This is a genomic window from Cellulophaga omnivescoria (genome assembly GCF_001999725.1).
Classification (GTDB): domain Bacteria; phylum Bacteroidota; class Bacteroidia; order Flavobacteriales; family Flavobacteriaceae; genus Cellulophaga; species Cellulophaga omnivescoria.
In genome coordinates this window covers 1-23,221 of the sequence record NZ_MDDP01000020.1, presented here as the reverse complement: position 1 = coordinate 23,221, position 23,221 = coordinate 1, and the positions used below count along the sequence as shown (strand labels likewise).

General features: G+C 32.1%; 23 protein-coding genes. 14 read left to right on the top strand and 9 right to left on the bottom strand.

Annotation, left to right across the window (positions count from 1 at the left end; genetic code table 11):
- The first annotated feature begins 136 nt into the window (after positions 1–136).
- Entirely contained in the window at positions 137–1,237 is a 1,101-nt protein-coding gene (gene ald, locus BFJ87_RS10605) for an alanine dehydrogenase (RefSeq protein WP_077403997.1), read from the top strand.
- Between the two features lie 91 nt (positions 1,238–1,328).
- Positions 1,329–2,027: a zinc metallopeptidase gene (locus BFJ87_RS10600; protein WP_077403994.1), complete on the top strand. Its 699-nt coding sequence runs from the start codon at positions 1,329–1,331 to the stop codon at positions 2,025–2,027.
- A gap of 143 nt (positions 2,028–2,170) precedes the next feature.
- Here BFJ87_RS10600 and BFJ87_RS10595 read toward each other — a convergent pair whose 3' ends face one another.
- From BFJ87_RS10595 to BFJ87_RS10570, 6 genes are all read right to left on the bottom strand, one after another.
- Positions 2,171–3,148 (bottom strand): transporter, encoded by a 978-nt coding sequence (locus BFJ87_RS10595; RefSeq protein WP_245799624.1) that lies wholly within the window; start codon positions 3,146–3,148, stop codon positions 2,171–2,173.
- A gap of 3 nt (positions 3,149–3,151) precedes the next feature.
- On the bottom strand, positions 3,152–4,180 hold the full coding sequence (locus tag BFJ87_RS10590; RefSeq protein WP_171974501.1) for a cytochrome-c peroxidase: 1,029 nt from the start codon (positions 4,178–4,180) through the stop codon (positions 3,152–3,154).
- A 78-nt stretch (positions 4,181–4,258) separates the two neighbouring features.
- Entirely contained in the window at positions 4,259–5,089 is an 831-nt protein-coding gene (locus BFJ87_RS10585; RefSeq protein WP_077403988.1) for an MbnP family protein, read from the bottom strand.
- A gap of 235 nt (positions 5,090–5,324) precedes the next feature.
- Positions 5,325–5,684 (bottom strand): hypothetical protein, encoded by a 360-nt coding sequence (locus BFJ87_RS10580; RefSeq protein ID WP_139344233.1) that lies wholly within the window; start codon positions 5,682–5,684, stop codon positions 5,325–5,327.
- 59 nt (positions 5,685–5,743) lie between these two features.
- A complete protein-coding gene (locus BFJ87_RS10575) occupies positions 5,744–6,214 on the bottom strand; it encodes an Lrp/AsnC ligand binding domain-containing protein (protein WP_077403982.1) in 471 nt (156 codons plus the stop codon).
- Between the two features lie 48 nt (positions 6,215–6,262).
- Positions 6,263–7,636, bottom strand: a complete 1,374-nt coding sequence (locus BFJ87_RS10570; RefSeq protein WP_077403979.1) for a saccharopine dehydrogenase family protein — start codon at positions 7,634–7,636, stop codon at positions 6,263–6,265.
- Positions 7,637–7,715: 79 nt separating this feature from the next.
- Here BFJ87_RS10570 and BFJ87_RS10565 point away from each other — a divergent pair, with 79 nt between their 5' ends.
- The 3 genes from BFJ87_RS10565 (at position 7,716) to BFJ87_RS10555 (ending at position 10,211) form a co-directional block, all read left to right on the top strand.
- Positions 7,716–8,102, top strand: coding sequence for a DUF423 domain-containing protein (locus tag BFJ87_RS10565; protein ID WP_077403976.1), 387 nt, complete (start codon positions 7,716–7,718; stop codon positions 8,100–8,102).
- A gap of 68 nt (positions 8,103–8,170) precedes the next feature.
- The gene (pckA, locus tag BFJ87_RS10560; protein WP_077403973.1) at positions 8,171–9,787 is read left to right on the top strand and encodes a phosphoenolpyruvate carboxykinase (ATP); all 1,617 of its coding nucleotides are present in this window, start codon (positions 8,171–8,173) and stop codon (positions 9,785–9,787) included.
- A gap of 127 nt (positions 9,788–9,914) precedes the next feature.
- Complete coding sequence (locus BFJ87_RS10555) at positions 9,915–10,211, top strand: hypothetical protein (protein ID WP_077403970.1); 297 nt, start codon at positions 9,915–9,917, stop codon at positions 10,209–10,211.
- A 73-nt stretch (positions 10,212–10,284) separates the two neighbouring features.
- On the opposite strand, the gene BFJ87_RS10550 is transcribed toward BFJ87_RS10555, so the two are convergent.
- Positions 10,285–10,884, bottom strand: coding sequence for an MCP four helix bundle domain-containing protein (locus tag BFJ87_RS10550; RefSeq protein ID WP_077403967.1), 600 nt, complete (start codon positions 10,882–10,884; stop codon positions 10,285–10,287).
- Positions 10,885–11,552: 668 nt separating this feature from the next.
- Here BFJ87_RS10550 and BFJ87_RS10540 point away from each other — a divergent pair.
- From BFJ87_RS10540 to BFJ87_RS10530, 3 genes are read left to right on the top strand one after another with little or no spacing between them, the layout of a single operon-like run.
- Positions 11,553–12,455 (top strand): hypothetical protein, encoded by a 903-nt coding sequence (locus BFJ87_RS10540; RefSeq protein ID WP_245799622.1) that lies wholly within the window; start codon positions 11,553–11,555, stop codon positions 12,453–12,455.
- An 11-nt stretch (positions 12,456–12,466) separates the two neighbouring features.
- The gene (locus BFJ87_RS10535) at positions 12,467–12,844 is read left to right on the top strand and encodes a DUF2200 domain-containing protein (protein WP_077403961.1); all 378 of its coding nucleotides are present in this window, start codon (positions 12,467–12,469) and stop codon (positions 12,842–12,844) included.
- A gap of 57 nt (positions 12,845–12,901) precedes the next feature.
- Positions 12,902–13,588, top strand: a complete 687-nt coding sequence (locus BFJ87_RS10530; protein ID WP_077403958.1) for a GNAT family N-acetyltransferase — start codon at positions 12,902–12,904, stop codon at positions 13,586–13,588.
- Between the two features lie 18 nt (positions 13,589–13,606).
- Here the strand turns inward: BFJ87_RS10530 and BFJ87_RS10525 are convergent, their stop codons facing one another.
- Entirely contained in the window at positions 13,607–13,981 is a 375-nt protein-coding gene (locus BFJ87_RS10525) for a Fur family transcriptional regulator (RefSeq protein WP_077403955.1), read from the bottom strand.
- 82 nt (positions 13,982–14,063) lie between these two features.
- Between BFJ87_RS10525 and BFJ87_RS10520 the strand changes: the two genes are divergently transcribed.
- Together BFJ87_RS10520 and BFJ87_RS10515 are read left to right on the top strand one after the other, a co-directional pair.
- A complete protein-coding gene (locus tag BFJ87_RS10520; RefSeq protein WP_077403952.1) occupies positions 14,064–15,065 on the top strand; it encodes an NAD(P)/FAD-dependent oxidoreductase in 1,002 nt (333 codons plus the stop codon).
- 87 nt (positions 15,066–15,152) lie between these two features.
- Positions 15,153–15,947 (top strand): CPBP family intramembrane glutamic endopeptidase, encoded by a 795-nt coding sequence (locus BFJ87_RS10515; RefSeq protein ID WP_077403949.1) that lies wholly within the window; start codon positions 15,153–15,155, stop codon positions 15,945–15,947.
- Between the two features lie 7 nt (positions 15,948–15,954).
- Here BFJ87_RS10515 and BFJ87_RS10510 read toward each other — a convergent pair whose 3' ends face one another.
- Positions 15,955–18,255: a DNA topoisomerase 3 gene (locus BFJ87_RS10510; protein WP_077403946.1), complete on the bottom strand. Its 2,301-nt coding sequence runs from the start codon at positions 18,253–18,255 to the stop codon at positions 15,955–15,957.
- 291 nt (positions 18,256–18,546) lie between these two features.
- Here BFJ87_RS10510 and BFJ87_RS10505 point away from each other — a divergent pair, with 291 nt between their 5' ends.
- The 4 genes from BFJ87_RS10505 to BFJ87_RS10490 all read left to right on the top strand — a co-directional run bounded on the left by BFJ87_RS10505 (position 18,547) and on the right by BFJ87_RS10490 (position 23,033).
- Positions 18,547–19,548, top strand: a complete 1,002-nt coding sequence (locus tag BFJ87_RS10505) for a hypothetical protein (RefSeq protein WP_077403943.1) — start codon at positions 18,547–18,549, stop codon at positions 19,546–19,548.
- A gap of 215 nt (positions 19,549–19,763) precedes the next feature.
- On the top strand, positions 19,764–21,302 hold the full coding sequence (locus tag BFJ87_RS10500; protein WP_077403940.1) for an RNA-directed DNA polymerase: 1,539 nt from the start codon (positions 19,764–19,766) through the stop codon (positions 21,300–21,302).
- A 251-nt stretch (positions 21,303–21,553) separates the two neighbouring features.
- Positions 21,554–22,462, top strand: a complete 909-nt coding sequence (locus BFJ87_RS10495) for a hypothetical protein (protein WP_077403937.1) — start codon at positions 21,554–21,556, stop codon at positions 22,460–22,462.
- Positions 22,463–22,661: 199 nt separating this feature from the next.
- Complete coding sequence (locus tag BFJ87_RS10490) at positions 22,662–23,033, top strand: lipocalin family protein (RefSeq protein WP_077403934.1); 372 nt, start codon at positions 22,662–22,664, stop codon at positions 23,031–23,033.
- The last annotated feature ends 188 nt before the right edge of the window (positions 23,034–23,221 follow it).

The following is a 23,221-nucleotide window of genomic DNA, read 5'->3' as shown; positions in this document are numbered from 1 at the left end:
ATACACCCCTATTTTTTATAGGGGTGTTTTTATTAAAAGTAATTATTTTAACCTTACACCCCTTAATTTTATCGATTAATTAGAAATACTTTTAATAATTAATTTAATTTAGCACCAAAATCTAAAATAGTTAATTATGATTGTTGGTATTCCTCAAGAAATTAAAAACAATGAAAGCCGTGTTGGTATGACGCCTGCAGGGGTTTTTGAATTGGTAAAAAACAAACACACCGTTTACGTACAGTCTGGAGCTGGCCTAGGCAGTGGTTTTAGCAATAACGACTACCAACAAGCTGGTGCTGCAATTTTAGATACTATTGCTCAAGTGTATGCAATGAGTGATATGATTGTTAAGGTAAAAGAACCTATAGAAGAAGAATACGACCTTATAAGAGAAGGACAAATTTTATTTACATATTTTCATTTTGCATCTAGTGAAGCGCTAACTAAAGCAATGATTAAGCAAAAAGCTATTTGTATTGCTTACGAAACTGTTGAAGACAATGACGGCACTTTGCCACTACTAACTCCAATGTCTGAAGTTGCAGGAAGAATGGCAATACAACAAGGCGCTAAATACTTAGAAAAACCAGTTAAAGGTAGAGGTGTACTTTTAGGTGGCGTACCTGGTGTTGCTCCTGGCAAAGTTTTAGTATTAGGTGCTGGTGTAGTTGGCGTACAAGCTGCTAAAATGGCAGCTGGTTTAGGCGCACACGTCACCATACTAGATGTAAACATGAAACGCTTACGTTATGTTAATGATGTAATGCCACCACATGTTACCACAGAGTTTTCTAACGAGTTTAATATTAGAAAACACATAAAAACACATGATTTAATTATTGGCGGTGTGCTTTTAAAAGGAGCTAAAGCTCCAAACCTTATTACCAGAGATATGCTTAAAGAAATGAAACCTGGTACTGTAATAGTAGATGTTGCTGTAGACCAAGGCGGCTGTGTAGAAACTACCAAACCAACTACCCATGAAGACCCAATTTACATTATAGATGATGTTGTACATTACTCTGTTGCTAATATGCCAGGTGCTGTACCTTATACCTCTACAATGGCATTAACCAATGTAACACTGCCATACACTTTAAAATTAGCCAACTTAGGTTGGCAAGCAGCTTGCGAACAAGACGCTTCTTTGCAAAAAGGGCTAAACATTGTATCAGGTAAAATAGTTTATAATGAAATTCTTGAAGCTTTTGGCTGGGAAGAAGCATTAGCATAAATACAAACAACTGTCAGTAAAATAAACCTCGCTTAATTTGGCGAGGTTTTTGCTTTTAAATTGTTATATTTATTATTTAAAAACACAAACTATGTATACTTATTATATAATTATTGGTGCAGTTGCTTTAGTTAGCTGGATTGTTAGCAACAGACTTAAAAGCAAATTTAAAAAGTACTCTAAGGTACAATTGCGTAACGGAATGAGTGGCGCAGAAATTGCAGAAAAAATGTTGGCAGACAACGGTATTAGAGATGTAAAAGTAATTTCTACTCCTGGTATGCTAACAGACCATTACAACCCAGTAAACAAAACCGTTAACCTTAGTGAAGGTGTTTACAGTCAGCGTAATGCTGCTGCTGCAGCAGTTGCCGCTCACGAATGCGGACACGCCGTACAACACGCTACAGCATACCAATGGTTAACAATGCGCTCTAAGCTAGTTCCTGTTGTTAGCGCAACATCTAGTATGTCTCAATGGGTAGTTTATGGAGGCGTTGTTTTAATGGCTGTTACTGGCGTAGCCGGTGGCATTGGTTTTTGGGTTGCCGTAGCCGGACTGTTAATGATGGGCTTTGCTACACTATTTAGTTTTATTACACTACCTGTGGAATATGATGCTAGTAACCGCGCATTAGCATGGTTAAAAAACAAAAATATGCTTAGCCAAGAAGAATATGCTGGCGCAGAAGATGCATTAAAATGGGCTGCAAGGACATACCTTGTTGCTGCTTTAGGTGCATTAGCATCTTTAGTATACTGGGCTTACCAAGTATTTGGAAGAGATTAATTATTATAAAAACATACAAAAGTAAAAAGGGTGTCTATTTAAAGACACCCTTTTTTATTGGACACAATGCTGTTCTAAAAATTCCCCCAAACCGTTAGAACCAACTGAAGTTAGCGTTGTACATTATGCCCAATTATATTTTACTAAATGTTTACATTAAGATATAGTGATATTCTATTTTTTACCTCAACCTTACCGTTATTTAAATCTTGATCTATTGGCAACATTGTAGTTACCCCTAACGAGTATGTTTTGTAACTAGCCTCTACACTTAGCTTACCAAATAAAACATCACCTCCTGTGTTTAATACAGATAAGCCATAAGACTCATCTTCATCATAATTTTCTCCACTAACACCCAATGCAGGCGTTAATGCAAAATCAGGAGATAAATAATATGTTTTATAAGTATTTATACCATAATTTAATTGGTTACCAAACTGATAATCTTTACTGTTTTTTGTTTTAAACGTATAGTTTACCATTGCAGACATTCCCCAATTGTTATGCGTAAGTCCGTAATTAACTGCAGTAACATAATCCCAACTACCTGTTCCTAACTGAAAACTAGTGTTTACACTACCTGTATTATTAGCCCTGTTAAAACTACCCGTTGGCATTTTTACTCCGCCACCAACTTGTAAAGAGTGCTGTGGACCAACAACCATTATACTATCTTGCTTTGCTAAAACTTTATAAAACCCCAACAATGTAATATCTCCCAAACCATTAATATTTTGAGAAGATTTGTTTGCAAACTCTCTATTATGAAAATGATAAGGAACTATGGCATTCACTAAAAAATGCTTTCCAACAGGCACTCTACCCCAAGCTTGCAGTGTATTAAAGTTTTCATCTATCCAAGGTGAATTATTAAATATACCATCTCTAGACCTATAACTTTGAGATATGTAACGCACACCTGCAAAATTGGTATCTAAACCAGTACCAAAACCCATACTACCACCATTACCACTACAGCCACAAGTATCGCAAAAGTCATCAAAAACATAATACTTTACTGCTGTTGCTGTTTGCAAACTGTCTGTTGGCTCAGTTTTATGTATTGCAAATACATTGCACACAACCAATAGATATGCTATTATTATTAAATTTTTCATATTCTATTTCTCTGAAAATCGTTTGTCCGTTAAAAAAGTATCATCTGTAAGGGTGTTTAAAAAGGCAATAATTGCCACCCTTTCCTCTGCTGTTGTAGCAATACCCAACCTCTCACCACTACGCAATAAAGGATCTAAGGTTTGTGAGTCTACAACTCCACTATTATAAAAATCAAGTACCGCCTCTAAAGTTCCAAATCTACCATCATGCATGTACGGTGCAGTAACCGCAATATTTCTAAGGCTTGGTACTTTAAACTTATAATTATCCTCTACAAAACCAGTTACTACACTCCTACCTAAATCATTAAGCTTGGTGTTGGGTTGCAACCCATTGTTTCTAAAACTACCATCAGAAAATAGCGCTGTAGCGTGACAACTGGCACATTTTTGCTCAAAAAGTGCTAAACCTTGCTGTTCTAACTCTGTTAGTTGCACTTGGTTATTTATGTACTTATCATACCTAGCATCTGCAGAAATCATTGTTACCATAAACTGCGATAATGCTAACAAAAAGTTTTCAGAATTCACTTCTCCATCTTCAAAAGCCTCAGCAAACAGTTTTTTGTAACCAGATTTGTTCTTCAGTTTTTCTATAACATTTTCTAGCGTTTCATCCATTTCTACCTCTGTTGTAATAGGAATTACAGGAAAAAGATCTAAATGGCCCGTTGCACCATCCCAAGCAAAATTTTCTAAAAAAGCCATATTTTGTACAGGAGGCGTATTTCTTGTCCCTTCTAAATCGTTTACGCCATGGCTAAATGTATGTCCGTGATGCGTAAATGCATATTTTTGTTCATGACAAGTACCACATGAAACTGTACCTGTAGAAGACACTGCACCTTCATAAAACAATTTACGTCCAAGCTCAATTCCGTTTTTTGTTAACGGATTATGAGCTAAATTATAAGTTACTTCAGGGAAATGTGCAGGCACCTCTAACTCTACCGGAATATTAGTATACCCATCATCATTGCTCTGGCAACCTATAACTGCCAACAAAACCAAAAAGAAACTAATTTTTTTCATTATTACTAATAAAAAATAGGCGCCACAGGCCCAGCTAAAACCAAAACTAAAACCAGGCCCGTAACACGCTATTACTATTTAGTGACTGCTGTTACCAGCTTTGTTGTTGTGTACATGATCTATTTTAAATGCTAACGGTACATTAGTTGCTACTTTTACTGCACCTTCACCACCCATAATTGCGTTTTCATATGCCTCTAAACTTACCACCTCTGTTGCAGTTAATAGTGCATTTGCATCTGTAATAATATGCACTTCTGGAGCCATATTTTCATTTACAATAATTGCAGAAGATGCAGGAACATCTATAGTAGTTTCTGTGTAATTTGTAACCTCATCACTAGCTCTACCTAAGTGTACCCAGTACTGCTCATCTGTAGTTGAGTTAGATGTATAAGTACCTTCAAAATTTATATACTTGTAACCTGCTGCCCAAGACCATGTCATGTCATACTCGCCAGCAGCATCCCAAAAGTCACCTGCTCCGCTTAATCCCTGGTCGTACTTTTCTTTATCTACACCAATACCAAATTTAACGGCTGTGTATGTGCCAGCAGGCACATTTTCTAAAACTACTTTTGTATTATCTGCCAACTCATCATTAGAATCTTCACTAATAATAAAATAGCTGCTTTCTTTTGGGTATGCATATTCCATACCGTCTTCATCTATCAAAACTATATTACTTACAATGTAATTTAAACGTGATACGGTTAACGCCTCACCATTTGCATTAGCAGTATTAGCATTTCCTATTATTAAATCGTTTCCTGCAAAGCCATTATCAAATTCAAGTGTTACTTGTCCTGGATTTACATTATCCATTTCTCCATCATCATCAGAAGAACAAGATGCTAATGCTAGTAAACTAAAACTTACCACTATCGATTTTAAAAAATTTGATTTCATTATATTTTTTTTACTGTTTCTTAATTCTATTTTGTGTGTTTGTATTGTGCGTTTAGGTAAAAAACATCAAACCATTAAGCCATAAACACCTCTTAGCAAAGAGTGTTTATATTGATTTTTTTATTAAACAAACTGGAATATTGTTAAGTTATGGGTTGATAAAAAACAACACAGAGATGTTATGACTTTACATAGACTGAAAAATCATATTCACATTAAACTTAACTAATAAAACTTACGAAATAGGAGGACGTAAAAGACTAAAAACCGAATTAAAATGATAGTTACTCTCTGCAGAAAGTATTTTATGCTTTTTTTGTGATAGAAGTTGTGTGTTCACAAAAACATCTTGATTATTTTGATGAAACAACAACTGAAATTCTGATTTTACAACACCTTGCTCATTGTGCTCCTCTTGAGTAGATTTCTCTATAGATTTCATTAGTGCACACTTACCATTACACTCTAACTCTGGCTTGTCTTGATTTATACACAACACTTTAGAGATATAATCATAATTAACCACATACTCCATAAACGGGAATATTGGCTTTATACAAATAACAATTGCAATTATGAGTAAGGTCTGTTTCACGCCGCAAATTTAGCATTAAAAAAAATTAAAACCAGAACAATTGTCATAAATAGCTACAATTATATTTGTATTTGCCTATCTATTTGCTGGTCTAATGAAATAAAAGTTTCTGTTCTAGAAACACCCTGTATTTGTTGTATCTCTTTATTTAACACGTGCATAAGATGCTCATTATCTTTACATAACACCTTTATAAGTATAGACCAATTACCCGTTGTATAATGACACTCTAATACTTCTGGTATTTTCTCTAATTCTTTAACAGCTTTTGGGTTACTCATTGCTTTATCTAGAAATATACCAATGTAGGCCATTGTAGTGTAACCTAAAACTTTAGGGTTTATAACAAACTTAGAACCAGACATTAGGCCTGATGTTTCTAACTTACGTAAACGTTGATGGATAGCAGCGCCAGAAATTCCTATTTTACGAGCAATTTCTAAAATGGGCTTACGAGCATCTTGCATAAGATACCTTATAATTTTTTTGTCTATGCCGTCAATTTTTATTCTATCGTTATCAAATTTCATAAGTCTAGTTATAAATTAACTGTAAAGATACCAATATAGCTTTAAATACTAACTATTCATTATTACAGAATTATAGCCCTTGTACTCTGTATTATACTCTTTAAAAACAATGCCAAAATCTTCTAATTCTTTTAAAATTGGAGCATACACCTCTTTAGTTATAGGTATTTGTACACCGTAAGTTTTTATTTTGTTATTTAAAATTAATAATGCGGCCATAGCAACAGGTAAACCAACGGTTTTTGCCATAGCCGTATGCGTTTGGTTTTTACCTAAGGCAACCATATTAGAATCTATTTGCTTGTTTTCTCCGTTAAGACTGTAACCAAATTTATGGTACATAACAATCATATCTTTATCGTCCTTATCTAGTGTCCAGCTTTGTTCTAAAATTTGCTGTAGTATTTGTGCTGGCGTCCCATTTTTAAGTGTTATAAATTTAGTATCATCAAAAAGGTGTAGTTCTAACAACTTACCCCACATTACATCATCCTGATCTATTTTTAAGTAATGACGTAGCTTAAGCTCTACAGAATCTGTTGGCGAATAGGGTAAAAATAAATTTGTAAATGCCCTGTAACTCATATTCTCAGAGTTTTCTATCGTATAGCTATCATCTGTCATCCCAAGTTCTACAAACATATTCCACGCTTTAGAAAAACCAACTCTACGCATTGTGCCCCTATATAGCGTAAGCACATCTTGCAAGCCATACGCTTCTCTATATTTTAAAGAGTCTCTATTGGCATACCCTTCAAACCTACCAAAACCCTCTACATTAAAAAACTCTGTTCTTCTAAATAGTTTATTATAAGGTATGTATTTGTAAGTACCTTCTTGTATAAATTTTGCGGCACCACCTTGCCCAGCAACCACCACGTTTCTTGGGTTCCAGGTAAATTTATAGTTCCATAAGTTAGTATCACTCTCTGGCGCAACCAAACCACCAGTAAAAGACTCAAACAGCAACATTTTGCCACCCTTTTCTCTAATAGTATCTATTACCTGCATAGCACTCATATGATCTATTCCGGGGTCTAAGCCAATCTCATTCATAAAAACAAGCTTGTTGTCTTTTACCTGTTTATTTAAACCAAGTAACTCATCACTAACATAAGATGCTGTAACCAAATGCTTTTTAAAATTAACACAATCTTTAGCTACTTGTATATGTAAACTTGCTGGCAACATAGATATTACTAAGGTGGCCATTTGCACCAATTTTTGCCTTTCTTCTATATTAAAAATATCTAAACCAACTACGCTACAAGCCGGGTGATTTGCTATATGTGGCGCTATATTTTGTGGTTGTAAATCTGCAATAGTAATATGTAAGTTTTCTGCTGCAGCTTTTTCTAGTAAATAATCTAATAAATAAGCGGTAGATTTTCCGGCACCTAATACAAGTATTTGTCTTAACATATGTTTTATTACTTTTGGTTGTGATACTGATACAATGATCAGTTTTGTTACATTTATAAATTTACAAACGTTTTTTGTTATGAACAAAACAATTTTAAGTGCTGGAGTATTTTTTGGCTTTACTGCAGTAATTTTTGGAGCCTTTGGTGCACACGGATTAGAGAATTTGGTAGATGCCAAAGCAATAGCATCATACAAAACAGGGACGCAATACCAAATGTACCACGCACTTTTATTGTTGGTTTTAGGTGTACTACCAAAACTTACTGCAAAGCATAAAAAGCAAATTTTTTACGTTTTGGTTACAGGTATTTTTCTGTTTAGTTTTTCTATATATATTTTAAGTATTGATACAATTTTAGGATTTAATGCAAAATCTATAGCACTTGCAACTCCAATTGGTGGATTATTTTTAATAATTGGATGGTTTTTATTGGGTTATCGTATTTTTAAACATTTTAACTAAACATTTGACAATTAAACTACATAACTGCAAATTTTTTTTAGCTTTGCATTAACAAAAAAACTAAAACTATGAGCACTTATAGTCCAGACACGAAAACGATTTCGTTGGAGGAATATGGTATTAAAAGCACTGACATTAATTATCAATTATCTCCGTCAGAATTGCACAAAATAACTTTAGATAAAGGTATGGGAAAAGAGGCTTCTTCTGGAGCTTTGGCAATAAATACTGGCGAATTTACTGGTAGATCTCCTAAAGACAGATTTATTGTAAAGGATGACATAACTGCTGATAAAGTTTGGTGGGGAGATATTAACATTCCTTTTGCGCCAGATAAATTTGATGCACTTTATAATAAAGTGATTGATTATCTAAACAAAAAAGAACTTTATGTAAGAGATGCTTACGCATGCGCTGATAAAGATTACAAGTTAAACATTAGGGTTATTAATGAATTTCCTTGGTCAAATATGTTTGCATACAACATGTTTTTAAGACCAACTACAGAGGAGTTAAAAAACTTTGACCCAGAATGGACCGTTGTAAACGCTCCTGGTTTTATGGCAGACCCTGCTGTAGATGGTACACGCCAACACAATTTTGCAATTTTAAATTTTACTAAAAAAGTTGCTTTAATTGGTGGTACTGGTTACACAGGTGAAATTAAAAAAGGTATTTTTTCTGCTTTAAACTTTATTTTACCTGTTTACAAAGACACATTGCCTATGCACTGTTCTGCTAATGTTGGTAAAGACGGTGACACTGCTATTTTCTTTGGCTTATCTGGCACAGGAAAAACTACCCTGTCTGCAGATCCTAACAGAAAATTAATTGGTGATGATGAGCACGGTTGGACTAATGAAAACTCGGTTTTTAATTTTGAAGGTGGTTGTTACGCTAAAGTAATTAACTTATCTGCAGAAAACGAACCAGAAATATTTGGTGCCATTAAAAAAGGTGCTATTTTAGAAAATATTGTAATGGATGATAAGGGTGCTGTAGATTTTGCAGATACCTCTATTACTCAAAATACAAGAGTAAGTTACCCTATTTACAATATAGAAAACATACAAGAACCATCTATAGGTAAAAACCCTAAAAATATATTTTTTTTAACAGCAGATGCTTTTGGTGTACTGCCTCCAATATCTAAGCTAACACCTGCACAAGCTGCTTACCACTTTATATCTGGTTACACTGCTAAAGTTGCTGGTACAGAAGCTGGTGTTGTAGAGCCTGTACCTTCTTTTTCTGCTTGTTTTGGCGCTCCTTTTATGCCATTACACCCAACTAAATACGCAGAAATGCTAAGTGCAAAAATGCAAGAAGCTGGCGTAAATGTTTGGTTGGTAAATACTGGCTGGACTGGTGGGCCTTACGGTATTGGTACACGTATGAAATTAAAGTACACACGTGCTATGATTAATGCTGTATTAAATGGCGACTTAGGTTTATACTCTTATGATAAATACCACATACACTCTGTATTTGGTGTTGCACAACCAAGAGAGTGTCCTGGTGTACCTACAGAAGTACTTAGCCCAAGAACAACTTGGAATAACGATGAAGAGTACTACAAAACTGCTTTTAAATTATCTAACGCGTTCCGCGAAAACTTTAAAAAGTTTGAGTCTTACGCTAATGAAGAAATTAGAAGAGGTGGCCCGCAACGCTACGCCTTTTAAGCATAATACTGTACTTGGTACAGTTTAATAATTTTAATTACAAAATCCAGAGGAGCTAGCTTCTCTGGATTTTTTTATTAAATTTAAGAGTAATAATAGACCACTGAAAACGCAATAAAAAATAAATATGGGGTTTGGAGCAGGACACATTCAGGATATGAATAATCGGATGAGACAAAACCGTGCACAACGCCCATCTAAAAGGGGGAAATTTAAAGATGATAATCGTAAAACTATCTACTCTAAAGAAGCAAAATCTCATCACCTAAGCTTTAAAACGTTACCTAAAAAGGAAATGTATAAATTAAAACTTAAGATTCGTAACCGTGCTAAGGCAGAACAAAAAAGAGACCGAATTATTCTTTGGGTTTTATTTATTATTGGTCTAGTTTTATTAATTAGATGTATCAAATTTTTAATCTAAAACTACGTACAACAAAACATTTGGAGACAACATTCCAAAAAAAAGTCTAAAAAGCAGCAATTTACAAACTAACTCACTTCTTTTCTTTGGGGTTATACATTACAACAACTTGAATAATAATTGCTAAAAAAACAAGCATATAAATTTCTATTTGTGTAAATAGCTCTACCGAATCTACTGCTCGTTTACTAATAGACATTTGCCTGCTACCCTCATTTAATTGTATTTTAGATAAATCATTAAGGTTATTTTTTAAACTATTTATAGCGCTACTTACTTTAGATGTACTGTTATAACTAGAGTTTATAAACTTAGTTTCTGCATTTTGCAACACTTTAACGTTACTTTTAAAGTCGTTAAATACGGTTGCTTCCTTTGGAGTTAATTTGGTTTCTTCAAATCTAGAAATTAACGACTGTAAATTATCGTTTACTTTTAAATTACGGTTTTCATAAAAAGTACTATCCAATGTTTTAACCGCAACCTCTTTTTCTTGTACCAACTTTAACTTTTCAAAAATTAAATCGTTGGCTATTAATCTGTCTTCATAAATGGTTACAACAGAGTCTCTAACCCGCACAAAATTGTTTTTATCAATTAAGTTTGTCATTATTATTAAGACAAAAATCAATAAAATCCCTAGAATCCATTTAAACTTGGCATAAAATCCCATAATAGTTATTATTTGCTGTGTAAACTCTAAGTGGTGGGTGTGTTAAGTTTATCTTACTAAATAAATATACTAAAAAAATTAATATATAAACACGCAAATTAGACTTGTATAATTTATTTATTAAAAGTACTTGCACTAAAATGTAAAAGCTGCATATAATAAAACAAAGTATTACATAGTAACTTATTATAAAAAGTAATTTTTGCCTAAATATTTAGCAATATTAGTAGCAACAAAAAGACTCCTAAAAAAACGATAAAAAAGGTATTTAGTATAAATTATAAATGTTTTTTTTATTTTAAATGCTAATTTCAATTTTTGACAAACAGTTTTAACTCATTAATATGAATACAAAAAAGCTATTAATTATTTCTTTTCTATTCTCCTTAATTGGCGGTATAGTAATTTTTATAAAATTGAGCTATTTTTTTTGGCAATCAGAGTTAGACTACTTAATATATTTAGGTATAATTATACTTGCAATAGCTGGTTTGCTAGCTTTATATACTTGTGTACTTTCCTCTTTACACTTATACAACACTAACAAATTTAATTGGACTTGGGTGTTAAGTACTGTATTAGCAATTTTTAACGCCATTATATTTATATATTATTTGATACAAAAAAATAAACCGCATCAACTAATAAAAAGTTAGACTTTTTGTTTTATGAAAAAACTATTACTATATATATTTTTAGCTACATCAATTTGCAATGCGCAACAAATGAAAATGAAGAATTACAATAAAACCGATTTAGAAAAATTAAATTTAACTGGAAAAGTAAAAAGTATAAAAGAGTATACTCAAGTTAAAAGCAATAACAAATCTCCTATTTTAAATACAGAAAAAGAGTTTAATTCAAGTGGGTTTTTACTAAAGGAAACCGTTTATTCTTATGGAAAAATATATAGCATTACAAAATTCAATTATCTAAATAGTAAATTAGACAGCGAAACTGAAAAAATACTTGGGCCTAGCGGCTATACAACGGTAAAAAAATATTTTTACAAAGAAAGCGAACTAGAAACCAAAACTTTTGAGGATGATGAATTGGTAGAATCATCCATTACAAAAACGGATAAAAACAACAATATTATTTACACAAAAAATAATAACCATTTGTTTGGTACCTATTGTGAGAAAAACTACGAGTATAACCAAAAAAAACAATTAACTACACTAATAGAAAATTGCTACAACCAAGATGGTAAAAATTACAGTAATACCGTTACTTATACTTACTTAAATGGTGTAGTTTCAAAAATGAAGCATACCAACACGGTTGCAAATGATAACGCCGGGTTTGTAGAACATTACACTTATGACGGATCTAAAAATTGTATAAAAACAGAGGTTTATGTAAACAATGTTTTAGAAAGCAAGCAGACTATGGCCTACCAAAACGGTTTGTTGCATGAACATCGTTTTTTTGAGAAAGGAAAAGAAACAAAATTTATAAGTTATGCGTATGATAGTTTAAAAAACAGTAGTTCTAAAACTGTTAATGAGGTAGGATCGGTAGCAACCATTACTACAGAACACACATACCAGATAGCCTATTTTAATTAAAAACTTAAATTATGAAAGTCACCACCAAAAAAAATGAACAAGTTGCAAATATGATTTTTGCTTCTATTTATCCTCACTATTTAAGTAGAATAGAAAAAAATGGGCGAACTAAAGAAGAGTTAGACCAAGTAATAGAATGGTTTACTGGTTTTAACGCTACTACCTTACAAAACCTTATTGATGAAAAAGTGACGTTTAAAACTTTTTTTAACAAAGCTAAAATTAACCCTAATGAGGATTTAATAAAAGGTGTTGTTTGTGGTTACCGTATTGAAGAAATAGAAGAAGAATTTAAACTGTACAAACAGTGCAGGCAAATGGAAAAATTGATAGATGAATTGGCAAAAGGGCGTAAAATGGAGAAGATTTTACGCGAAAAAAAGAAATAATTTTACGCAGTAACACACAGCCAAAAAACGCTTTATTTAAATGTAATTTTTTTACTAATGCCTACACTAGAAGATCAACTAAAAAACCCTGTTTGGTATTCTTTACAAGAAACCCACAAAAAATTTGCAGTTACATTTAACAATGTAAAATTTTACAATCCCGAGGTATGCCCATTTGGTGCTTTTTATGATACTAGTAGTACTAAAAAAGCCGCTAACAGCTACGCACAAACTACAGATAAATTTTTTTTTGTATCGGAAGCTGAAACTCCATTAATAGACGACTCAACCCTTTTTTTAGAGAAAAAAGTTGAGGGCTGTCAAATGGTTTTAAATACATTAGCAGACGTAAAAATAACCGAAGAAATTGTGTTATTAGACGAGACTTTTAGTGATGAAATTTATAATTTAGTTTGGCTAGTTATGCCTGGTTACTACAGAAAAAGAACCTTTGAAATGGGTAAATACTTTGGCATATTTAAAAGTGGAAAACTGGTTTCTATTGCAGGGCAACGTATGCAAACAAATCTTTTTACAGAAGTTAGCGCTGTTGTTACACACCCAAGTTACACTAGGCAAGGATTAGCAAAACAGCTAATTGCACACAACACCAAAGAAATTTTAAAAGAGAACAAAACCCCTATTTTACACACCAATAAAGGAAACCCAGCAATAGCACTTTATCAAAAATTAGGATACACACTAACAAGAGATATGAATTGGTGGTTGTATGCTAAAAAGTAGTATGCAGCACTATGTAAACTACATACAATTTTTACAAGTTCCGGTTAAAATACAATTTGCACTAGCTACTGTATACCCATTTGGTGCGGTATATTCTACAGGAATTTTTAAACACTCTATAGTATCACAACTGGTACACCTAAAATGAAAGTGAGGCTTTACCTCCTCCTCGTTTTTACATTTTTTACAAATTGCAAAGTATTGCTTGCCGTCTTCAGCTACAATTTTATGAACCACTTCATCTTCACAAAACCTATTTAATACCCTATAAATTGTAGCCCTATTAATAGCTATACTTAACTGTTTTTCTATAGCATCATGACTAAGTGCTTTTTTAGCATTTATTAGTAAATTTAATACTGCTTCTTTAGTTGGCGTATTTCTTCTGTTCATTTTATTGCGATTGTATCGCAATAATACAAAAATTAATATATATTTGTTTTTAATTGCAACATAGTTGCATTAATAATTAAGTATGATAAGGAGAAATGTTATAAAAGCTTTGGCTATTGGTGGTTTACATATTACCATACAAAACCCCTTATGGAACCTTTTTAAAAACGTGTATAAAATGAGTAAAACAGATTTTGATGTAATAATTATTGGCGGAAGTTATGCAGGATTATCTGCTGCTATGGCCTTGGGTAGATCTTTAAAACAAACTTTGGTTATAGATGCTGGTAAACCTTGCAACGCACAAACATCACACGCTCATAATTTTTTGAGTCAAGATGGCAGTAAGCCTGGTGAAATTTTAAAAATTGGAAAAGAACAACTAGCAGCCTACAACAGTGTTACCCACCATAACGGATTTGTGGTTAATGCTAAAAAAAACAAGGCTATTTTTAGTGTAACTACAGACAATGAAAACGTATTTACTGCCAAAAAAATAATTATTGCCACAGGTATTAAAGACTTATTGCCCAATATACAAGGCTTTTCTTCTTGCTGGGGTATATCTGTGATACACTGCCCATACTGCCACGGTTACGAGTACAAAAACAAAAAAACAGCTATAATTGCTAACGGAGAAAGGGCTTTTCATTTGGCATCATTAGTAAACAACTTAACTAATAACAGTACAATTATTACTATGGGCAAAAATAATTTTAGTGATGAAGAACTTACAAAACTTAAGCAGCACAACATTAAAATTAATGAAAAAGAAATTGAAACCATTGTGCATACAAACGGACAGTTAGAAAAAATTGAATTTAAAGACGGAAGCTCTGAAAATTATGATTGCGCTTATGCAGATGTTCCTTTTAAACAAAGCACAAATATTGCAGACCAATTAGGTTGTAAACTCACAGAAAACGGACATATTGAGGTAAACCCTATGCAAAAAACTACAGTAGATGGCGTGTATGCTTGCGGAGACAACAGCTCTAGACTACGTGCGTTATCTAGTGCAGTTTATACTGGTAACTTAGGTGGTGCAATGTTAAATAATGAACTCACTCAGGAAAACTTTTAACTATTTTAACCAAACAGAAAAACCTTAGGCAACAAATTAGTCCGTAATAGCGTCTATTAAGTAAACAAACCAACTAAGACCAAAGTTATGACTAAAAAACAGTTCTGGAGCCAGCTAATACTTTTTGTATGTGCTTTACTTTTTATTTTAATTACAAGAGAGTACCTCTTATACTTATTAATAAGTAAAAAAATAGAATCTTACATTATACACACACTTGTAAATGTATGTGCCAATCTTGTATTAATTGCTGTTTCGTTATTTTTTATTCGTAAAAATGGTTTATTACAGGTATCAGGATTAAAAAAAAGAAAATTAAAAAAATGGTATTTATTATTGTTTCCGTTACTATATCTAGTGCTGTTAAACCTTGCCATAATAGATGTTGTAAGCATAGATAATTTGTTGCCTAACGTTTTTATATTTTTAATTTACTCTATTTCTATAGGCTTTGCAGAGGAGTTAAGTATTAGAGGTTTTATTCAGTCGCATTTCATAAACTATTTGGGTAACACAAAAAAGAATATTATAGCATCGGTATTTGCCTCTTCATTGTTTTTTGGAGTTATACATTTATTAAATTTTGATAGCGGATTATACGGCGAATTAACACAAGTACTATACGCCACATTTATAGGCATTATGTTTGGGTTTTTACTAGTAATAACTAAAAGAATATACCCATTAATTATAGTACACGCAATAATAGACTTTGTTGCAGATTTAGATGTGGTTGGTCTGCCTATAAAACAAAAAATTGCCGAGGCTACATCTTTAGAAAATGCCATACTTATTACCCTACTTGCCCTACCTTGCTTAATTTATGGGTTGTTTTTAATGAAAAAATACAAGCTTACAGAAGCTACTGTTAGCAATGCTTAAAAAAGCACTACTTTTTGTTTAACAGTGTATAAACAAGTTCTTTAGTTAAGGTTTTACCTGCTGCTTTTTCTCTTAAAACACTAAAAGGGTATTTAAAAGTACAGCCTGTTTTGTAACCACTACAACCATAGGCTGTTTTGCCTTTTAATACTGTGCCGGTTTTACATTGCGGACACGGCATAGGGTTTGGCACCGCTGTTTGTGTTTGTTTTGGTGCTATTTTTTTTTCTTCTAACACCAACTCAAAATTATCATTAAAACGCAACAAACCTTCTTTGGTACCATTGTCTGTTTTAAAACCTTTTAGGTTAACAGTACAACCTTTATCTAGCAGTCGTAAATACTGTTTTTCAGATATTTTTTTATCCATATACACAAAAGGCAATACCATTTTACACCCTGTTTTATAGGCACTACAACCGTAAGCAGTTTTGCCCTTTAACAATACACCTTGTTTGCATTTAGGGCACGTTTTACCCTGTACAGAGGTAATTTTCTTTTCTTTTTCAGGTTTTGCAGCTTTTTCTGTGACTGCATGCGAAATTTTAATGTGTTTTTTTTCAATACGAACCTCATACACCAAGTCATCAATCATTTTTTTCATGTTGTTTATAAAAACACCTGCATGAAAATTTCCGCTTTCTATTTCTTTTAACTGTTTTTCCCACATACCAGTTAGCTCGGCAGAGGTTAACAATTTATTTTTTATAATACCAATAAGTTGTATGCCTGTTTGTGTTGGCAGCAACTGCTTTTTTTTACGCTCTATGTATTTACGCCTAAAAAGTGTTTCTATAATATTTGCTCTGGTAGACGGTCTTCCTATACCGTTTTCTTTCATTAGCTCTCGCATTTCATCATCATCTACCTGCTTGCCTGCTGTTTCCATAGCACGTAGCAAACTAGCCTCTGTGTACTGTTTTGGTGGCTTGGTTTCTTTTTCTAAAAACGAAGGCTCATGAGGTCCTTTTTCTCCTTTTACAAAAGATGGTAATATGCCTTTTTCGGGCTTATTTTTAGTATCCGGATTTTCAAAAACTACACGCCAGCCTTTTTTTAGTATTTCTTTACCTGTGGTTTTAAAAGACACTGTATCTACCTTACCTAAAACTGTGGTGTTAGCCACCTCACAATCTGGATAAAAAACAGCAATAAAACGTTTGGTAATAATATCATACACCAACTGTTGGTTGTGCTGTAAATTTATTTGCACACCAGTAGGTATTATAGCGTGGTGGTCTGTTACTTTTTTATCGTTAAAAACCTTAGCAGACTTTCTAATTTTACCCGCCAAAACAACTTGCGTTAGGTTTTGGTAATTGGTAAGCTTTTGTAAAATTCCGGCAACTTTAGGGTAAATATCATTAGGTAAAAAGGTAGTATCTACCCTTGGGTAAGTAACTACTTTTTGCTCGTATAATTTTTGTACTATTTTTAAGGTTTCGTCTGCAGAAAAACCAAATTTTGTATTGCAATAAACCTGCAAGCCAGTAAGGTCAAACAACTTAGGCGCATATTCCTTACCTTTTTTTTTGGTGGTAGAAACAATTTCAAAATCGTTTTCTTTTACTTTTGTCGCAAAAGCTTCTCCTTCTTCTTTCTTTAAAAACCTTCCTTTTTCGCAATTAAACAGTGTATCTCTGTACAAGGTTTGCAGCTCCCAATATGGTTGCGGTTTAAAATTTAGTATTTCATGGTACCTAGTTACAATCATTGCCAAGGTTGGTGTTTGCACACGCCCAACAGACAACATTTGCTTGTAACCACCGTGTTTTACGGTGTACAAACGTGTTGCATTAATGCCTAAAAGCCAGTCTCCTATAGCCCTAGAAAAACCAGCGTAGTATAAATTGTCATACTTAGTGGCTGGTTGCAGTTTTTCAAACCCTTCTTTTATAGCCTCTGTAGTTAAAGAAGATATCCATAGGCGTTGTACTTCTCCTTTATACGCTGCCTGATCTATAACCCAACGTTGTATAAGTTCTCCTTCTTGCCCAGCATCACCGCAGTTAATTACTACAGTAGCTTGGTCAAATAATTTTTTTACAATTTTAAACTGTTTTTGTATGCCAGACTCTTGTACTACTTTGGTTTTAAACTTACTGGGTAGCATTGGTAAGTTGTTAAGGTCCCAACTTTTCCAATGAGGTTTATAGTCGTTAGGCTCACAAAGTGTGCATAAATGGCCAAAAGTATAGGTTACTGCATAGCCATTACCCATAAAATACCCATCATGTTTTGTATTTGCCCCTAGTACAGTGGCAATTTCACGGGCAACACTTGGTTTTTCTGCAATACATACTTTCATAACAAGGTGTAAAAATAGGATTTTATTGGTGGAAGTATTTACAGTTAAGGCATAAAGAAATTAACAAAAAAATTAGGTACAGTTTTTAGTCAAAAAGTAGGTGAAAAAAACCAACTATACTAAAAAATATACCAATTACACATTTCCGTAATTGCAGCACAATAATTAGTTTTATATTGTAGGAAAATTAAACAACCAAAAAACCAACTGCTAAGCCAAATGTGCTTTTACACAACCACATAGGCGAAATAAACGTTAGTAATTGAGTTTATATGTAGTTAGCAAAAATTTATGAGCAACATCCAAACATCGATAATTGAAAAAGTAAAAACCGAATTAAATATCACGGAAAACGTAGATGCTTTTGGACTTTATGACATTCTTTTTAAAAGCAGAAATATTGCGCACCCAGATTTGGTCGGAACTGAATTAAAAAGCGAGGCTACCGAAAAATTTAAAAGACTAAATGAATTACTTCAAGAATTAAAGGTTCATTTAGACGGATTAAAACTTACAAAATCGCCTCAAGAGTTAGTGTTATTTCAAAATAACTATGAGTCTGTAATTGATAAAAGTCAGATATTAGAACTTGAGAAAAAAAACAAACATCTAAAACTTGAGTTGTCATTAAAAGAAGATGAAGTTGACAGACTAAAGAAAATTATCACAAAATCACAAGAAGACAAATCAGAGGAATTGAATACTCAACTCAAAAATCTCTATGAACCGAAAAATTCAAGTTTTCTGGTTTTAGGTATTTCCGCCTTTCTTCTACTATTTATTAATATTGTATCGCAAATAACAGACTTGAAAGAATCTATAACCGAATTAATACCATTCAACATTGTTTATTTAAATTATTTTTTATTTGGACTTTTGGTATTCATAGGTTTGAAATTATACTTTAAGAATTGGCAATTAAAAAAGATAAGAAATATTGCGGAAATCTTAAAGTCATCAAAAACAATAAGTGATTTTTTTGCCTATAATGGTAAAGAACACGAAGATTATTATAAACGAAAATATTTTTTAGAAAGCGATTTAGAAAACTTTATAAACAGCAGGTATTCTAATCAAAAATATCGAGGATATGATTACAGGTATCGTGGAGAAAAGAGCTTATATAGGTATCAATACAAAAGGTTAGTTGGTAATATTAAATCTTTATTTTCAATAAATGACCAGAAAAGTTTAAACTATTTGAGAGATATATTTATCTATAATTTATTGACTAAAGGACATATAAGATTTGGCAAAACAGATAATCTTGATAGAGAATTTATTGCGGAATAAAACTTTTGCTAACAACGTATATAGCGCATAGCTGGTTAGTTGATTAACCGAAGTTAAGGCATATTTGGAAAGTCGCCAAATTTTTAAATTTGACGATTTCCAATAAAAAAGATAAATAGTGAAATTTAAAAATCTGGCTTGTGCTTAACCGAATAATTATCGCTAATTTACACGCTACAAACCATATACAAGAACGTTACCACCAATTAAAAAAAATGCAACTACCAAGAAAACATTTCTTAGAAACAAAAAAACTTTTAAAAAAAGTTCCTACTAAAAAAGTTGCAAAATGGCTATTAGAAGAAGGTTATTTTCCCGAACAATATATTGTCCCACCAACATTTAAAGTCTCTAAATTTGATTTAAACACTAGACCATTTACTGAAGTAGATACTTCTGGTACTAATCCGAAATTTGATGTCAAAAAAAGTGAGCTAATAAATGTTTCGTTTCCTAAAACACAATTAACAGATAGGACATTTGGCATTATTGAACCTAAAATTTATCACGATATGGTTTGGTATCTAATGAACGAATGGGATTTAATAACAAATCATTTATTTAATTCAAAAAACAAAATCTATTCCTATAGTTTCCCAATTCCTGTTACCAAAAAAAATGAAGGAGAATTAGGGAATTTAAGAGCTGGAAGAATGATTTATGAGTTTTTGGAAATGGCTGAAAATGATTTAGTTGCCGAAGCTTTTAATTATAAATATATTTTAAAAACAGACATAAAAAACTTTTATCCTTCAATTTATACACATAGTATAGCTTGGGCAATTCATACTAAAAAAGTAATTAGGACTAGTGGAAATAGAAATTCATACGATAAATTTTTAGGGTTAAAACTTGATAAACTAATACAGTATGCTAATGATGGTTGCACGAATGGAATTCCAATTGGTCCCGCAATTTCAGATTTAATAGCAGAAATAATTTTGTCTGCTGTGGACACAGAAAGTTCCAAAGAAATAGATAAACTAGGAATTTATTTTTTAGCAGTTCGATTTAAAGATGATTATAGAATTCTGTGTCAAACAAAAGAAGATGCTAACAAGATAATTAGAATACTTCAAAAGCAACTAAAGAATTTTAATTTAGCATTAAATGACGACAAGTCTGAAGTAAATGAATTGCCTGAAGGCTTATTTAGAGAATGGACTGCTGATTATCAACAATTTTCATTAAGATATAAAAATAAAATAAGTTATAATCGATTCGAAAAATCTTTAAGAGGAACTTTAAAAGTGGACAAACAACACAGAGGAACTGGAGTGGTTGACCGATTTTTAAGTGAACTTTCATCCAATTCATTCAAACTAAAGCTAGAATTCAATGAAAAGAATTTAATGAAGGCAATTAGTCTGTTACTTTTATTAAAAGAACGTAGATATAAATCATTCCCTCAAATTCTTGCAATAATTGAAAAAATAATCATAAAACACTCTTCAAATAAGTCAGTAATGACAAAAATTGAAAAAGCAATTGAAAATTTGTTTAATGAGAAAATGAAAAATATTGAGGACAATCAATATGACTTAATTTGGTTAATTTATTTCATTAAATCTAATGACCTTTTTTCAATTACATTTCCGAGAAAAATAAAATCACCACTAATCAAAAGTTTGAAAGCTAATCGAAGTGAATTTTTTAAACCTTTACCAAGTGGAATAAAAATTTTTGACACAATAAAAAAGAAAGGAAGTAATAAACCTATGCTTGAACATTTAGCGATATTTAAGAAAAAATAACTGGTGGTAACAAAGTAGTGTGGTAAAAAACAAGTAAAAATTCACTAATTTTTAACTAAAGTGCTTCTGTAAGAATCATTATATATTAGTCCTGATTTTGCAATAGTAAAGGCCTAGTCTTTATCTGTTTAAGAACTCCTATATACCGGACTAGCAGATTTTCTATTTGGTATTTATTTGCTAAATTACGTACTAAACCGCGCAGTAAACCATACACAAGTACGTAGCCAACAATAAAATTTAAACAAATTATGGTAGAATCTAATAATAAAATTGACTTATCAAAATTCACCTTTTCTTCGGGTGCTGAATTATTAAATGGAGAAGTAATAATGATTTCTCATCCTTTTGGTATGGATCCTGAAAAAAACCCAAAGAGCGTATTTTTAATTAGAGATAATAAAGGAAATTGGTCTAACGCTGGTAGTGTAAGTTGGCTTCCCGAAGGTATATCTAGTAATGTAAATGAGGATAAAATATTTTTAACGCACTGGGGCGGATCTTGTTTAGAATTTAATAAAGCTGATACTATTTTCTCTAATGTTTATAAAACTGAAGATGATAAAAACGATCCTCCCAGTGAAATTAGATTTTCTAAACTAGTTGATGGAGAATTATATGTTGGAGGAACAAATAGATTTATATTTAAACAAGTAAATACAAGTTGGGAGGAAATTAGTATTGAAGCTATGAAAGGTGAACCTATGCCGAGTAGTTTTGAAAATATTACAGGATTTAATTCTCAAGAATTATATGCTTTTGGATGGGAAGGAGTAATATGGACAAATAAAGGCGGTAAATGGTCTGAAATAGAAACACCAACCGATGACATTTTATTAGATGGAGATGTTTTTGATGACAAAGTTTATATTGCTGGTCAAATGGGAATAATTTTGGAAGGTAGAGGAAGTCAATGGACGGAATTGGAAAGTGAAGTCTCTGATGATGATATAGACTCTGTTTGCACATATAATGATGCTATTTATTTCTCTAATAACTTTAATATTCTTAGGTTAAAAGATGGTGAACTTGAAGTTTTTGTAGAAAGTACACCTGAGTTTTCGACATTTAAACTATTTAAAGGTCCAAGTGGACTTTGGTCTGTATCAGATAAACATTTAGCTCTGTATAATGGAAAAGAATGGAAGTTGATGAATTAAGAATAAAACTGTTGGTAACACCAAATAAAATTAATTGCTATTTATAACCTACTTACGAATCCCGAAATGTAGGGACTAGCAAATTTCTATTCGGTTTTTAGTTGCTAACTTTAGAGCTTAAACCACGCAACAAACCGTATACAACAACCTTGTTAGTAATTTAATTTAACAAGAGCCATTAGTGCATAAATAAAATAAGATGAGAAATACATTAAAAATACTTGCTATAACTAGTATTACCCTATTATATTCTTGTTCTAACAAATTGGAAGAAAAAATTACCAAAAATTGGAGAGTACAAAAAATGGAAAAAATGACACCCGTAACTTTAAACAACTACGTTCCAATAAAGGTTGATATAAACTCCAAAATGTCGTACAACTTTATGCCCCAAAATAAGGTTAAATTAATAACACAAATGGGATCAAGTATGCAAGGTACATGGCATATTAATGATAGTATTATAAGCATCTATATTAAAAAAGAGAAAAAAGAATTAAATATTTTAAAATTAACTGATAACGAATTAGTTTTGGCTTCAGAAAAATTTAAATTTTATTTAAAAAATTAGTACTCCGTTATTAAAACAGCTGCAACGCCCCAAGCATAAAATTTAGTGCCAACAAGTAAAAAGTTAAAACAGAATATTATATTTACTTGCTGTAAAACAAGACTAATAAATTGAACTTAGATAATAATTTAATATTGTTATTTAGTGCAATGTGGTCTTTTAATAGCTTAATTTTATTTCTGTATTTT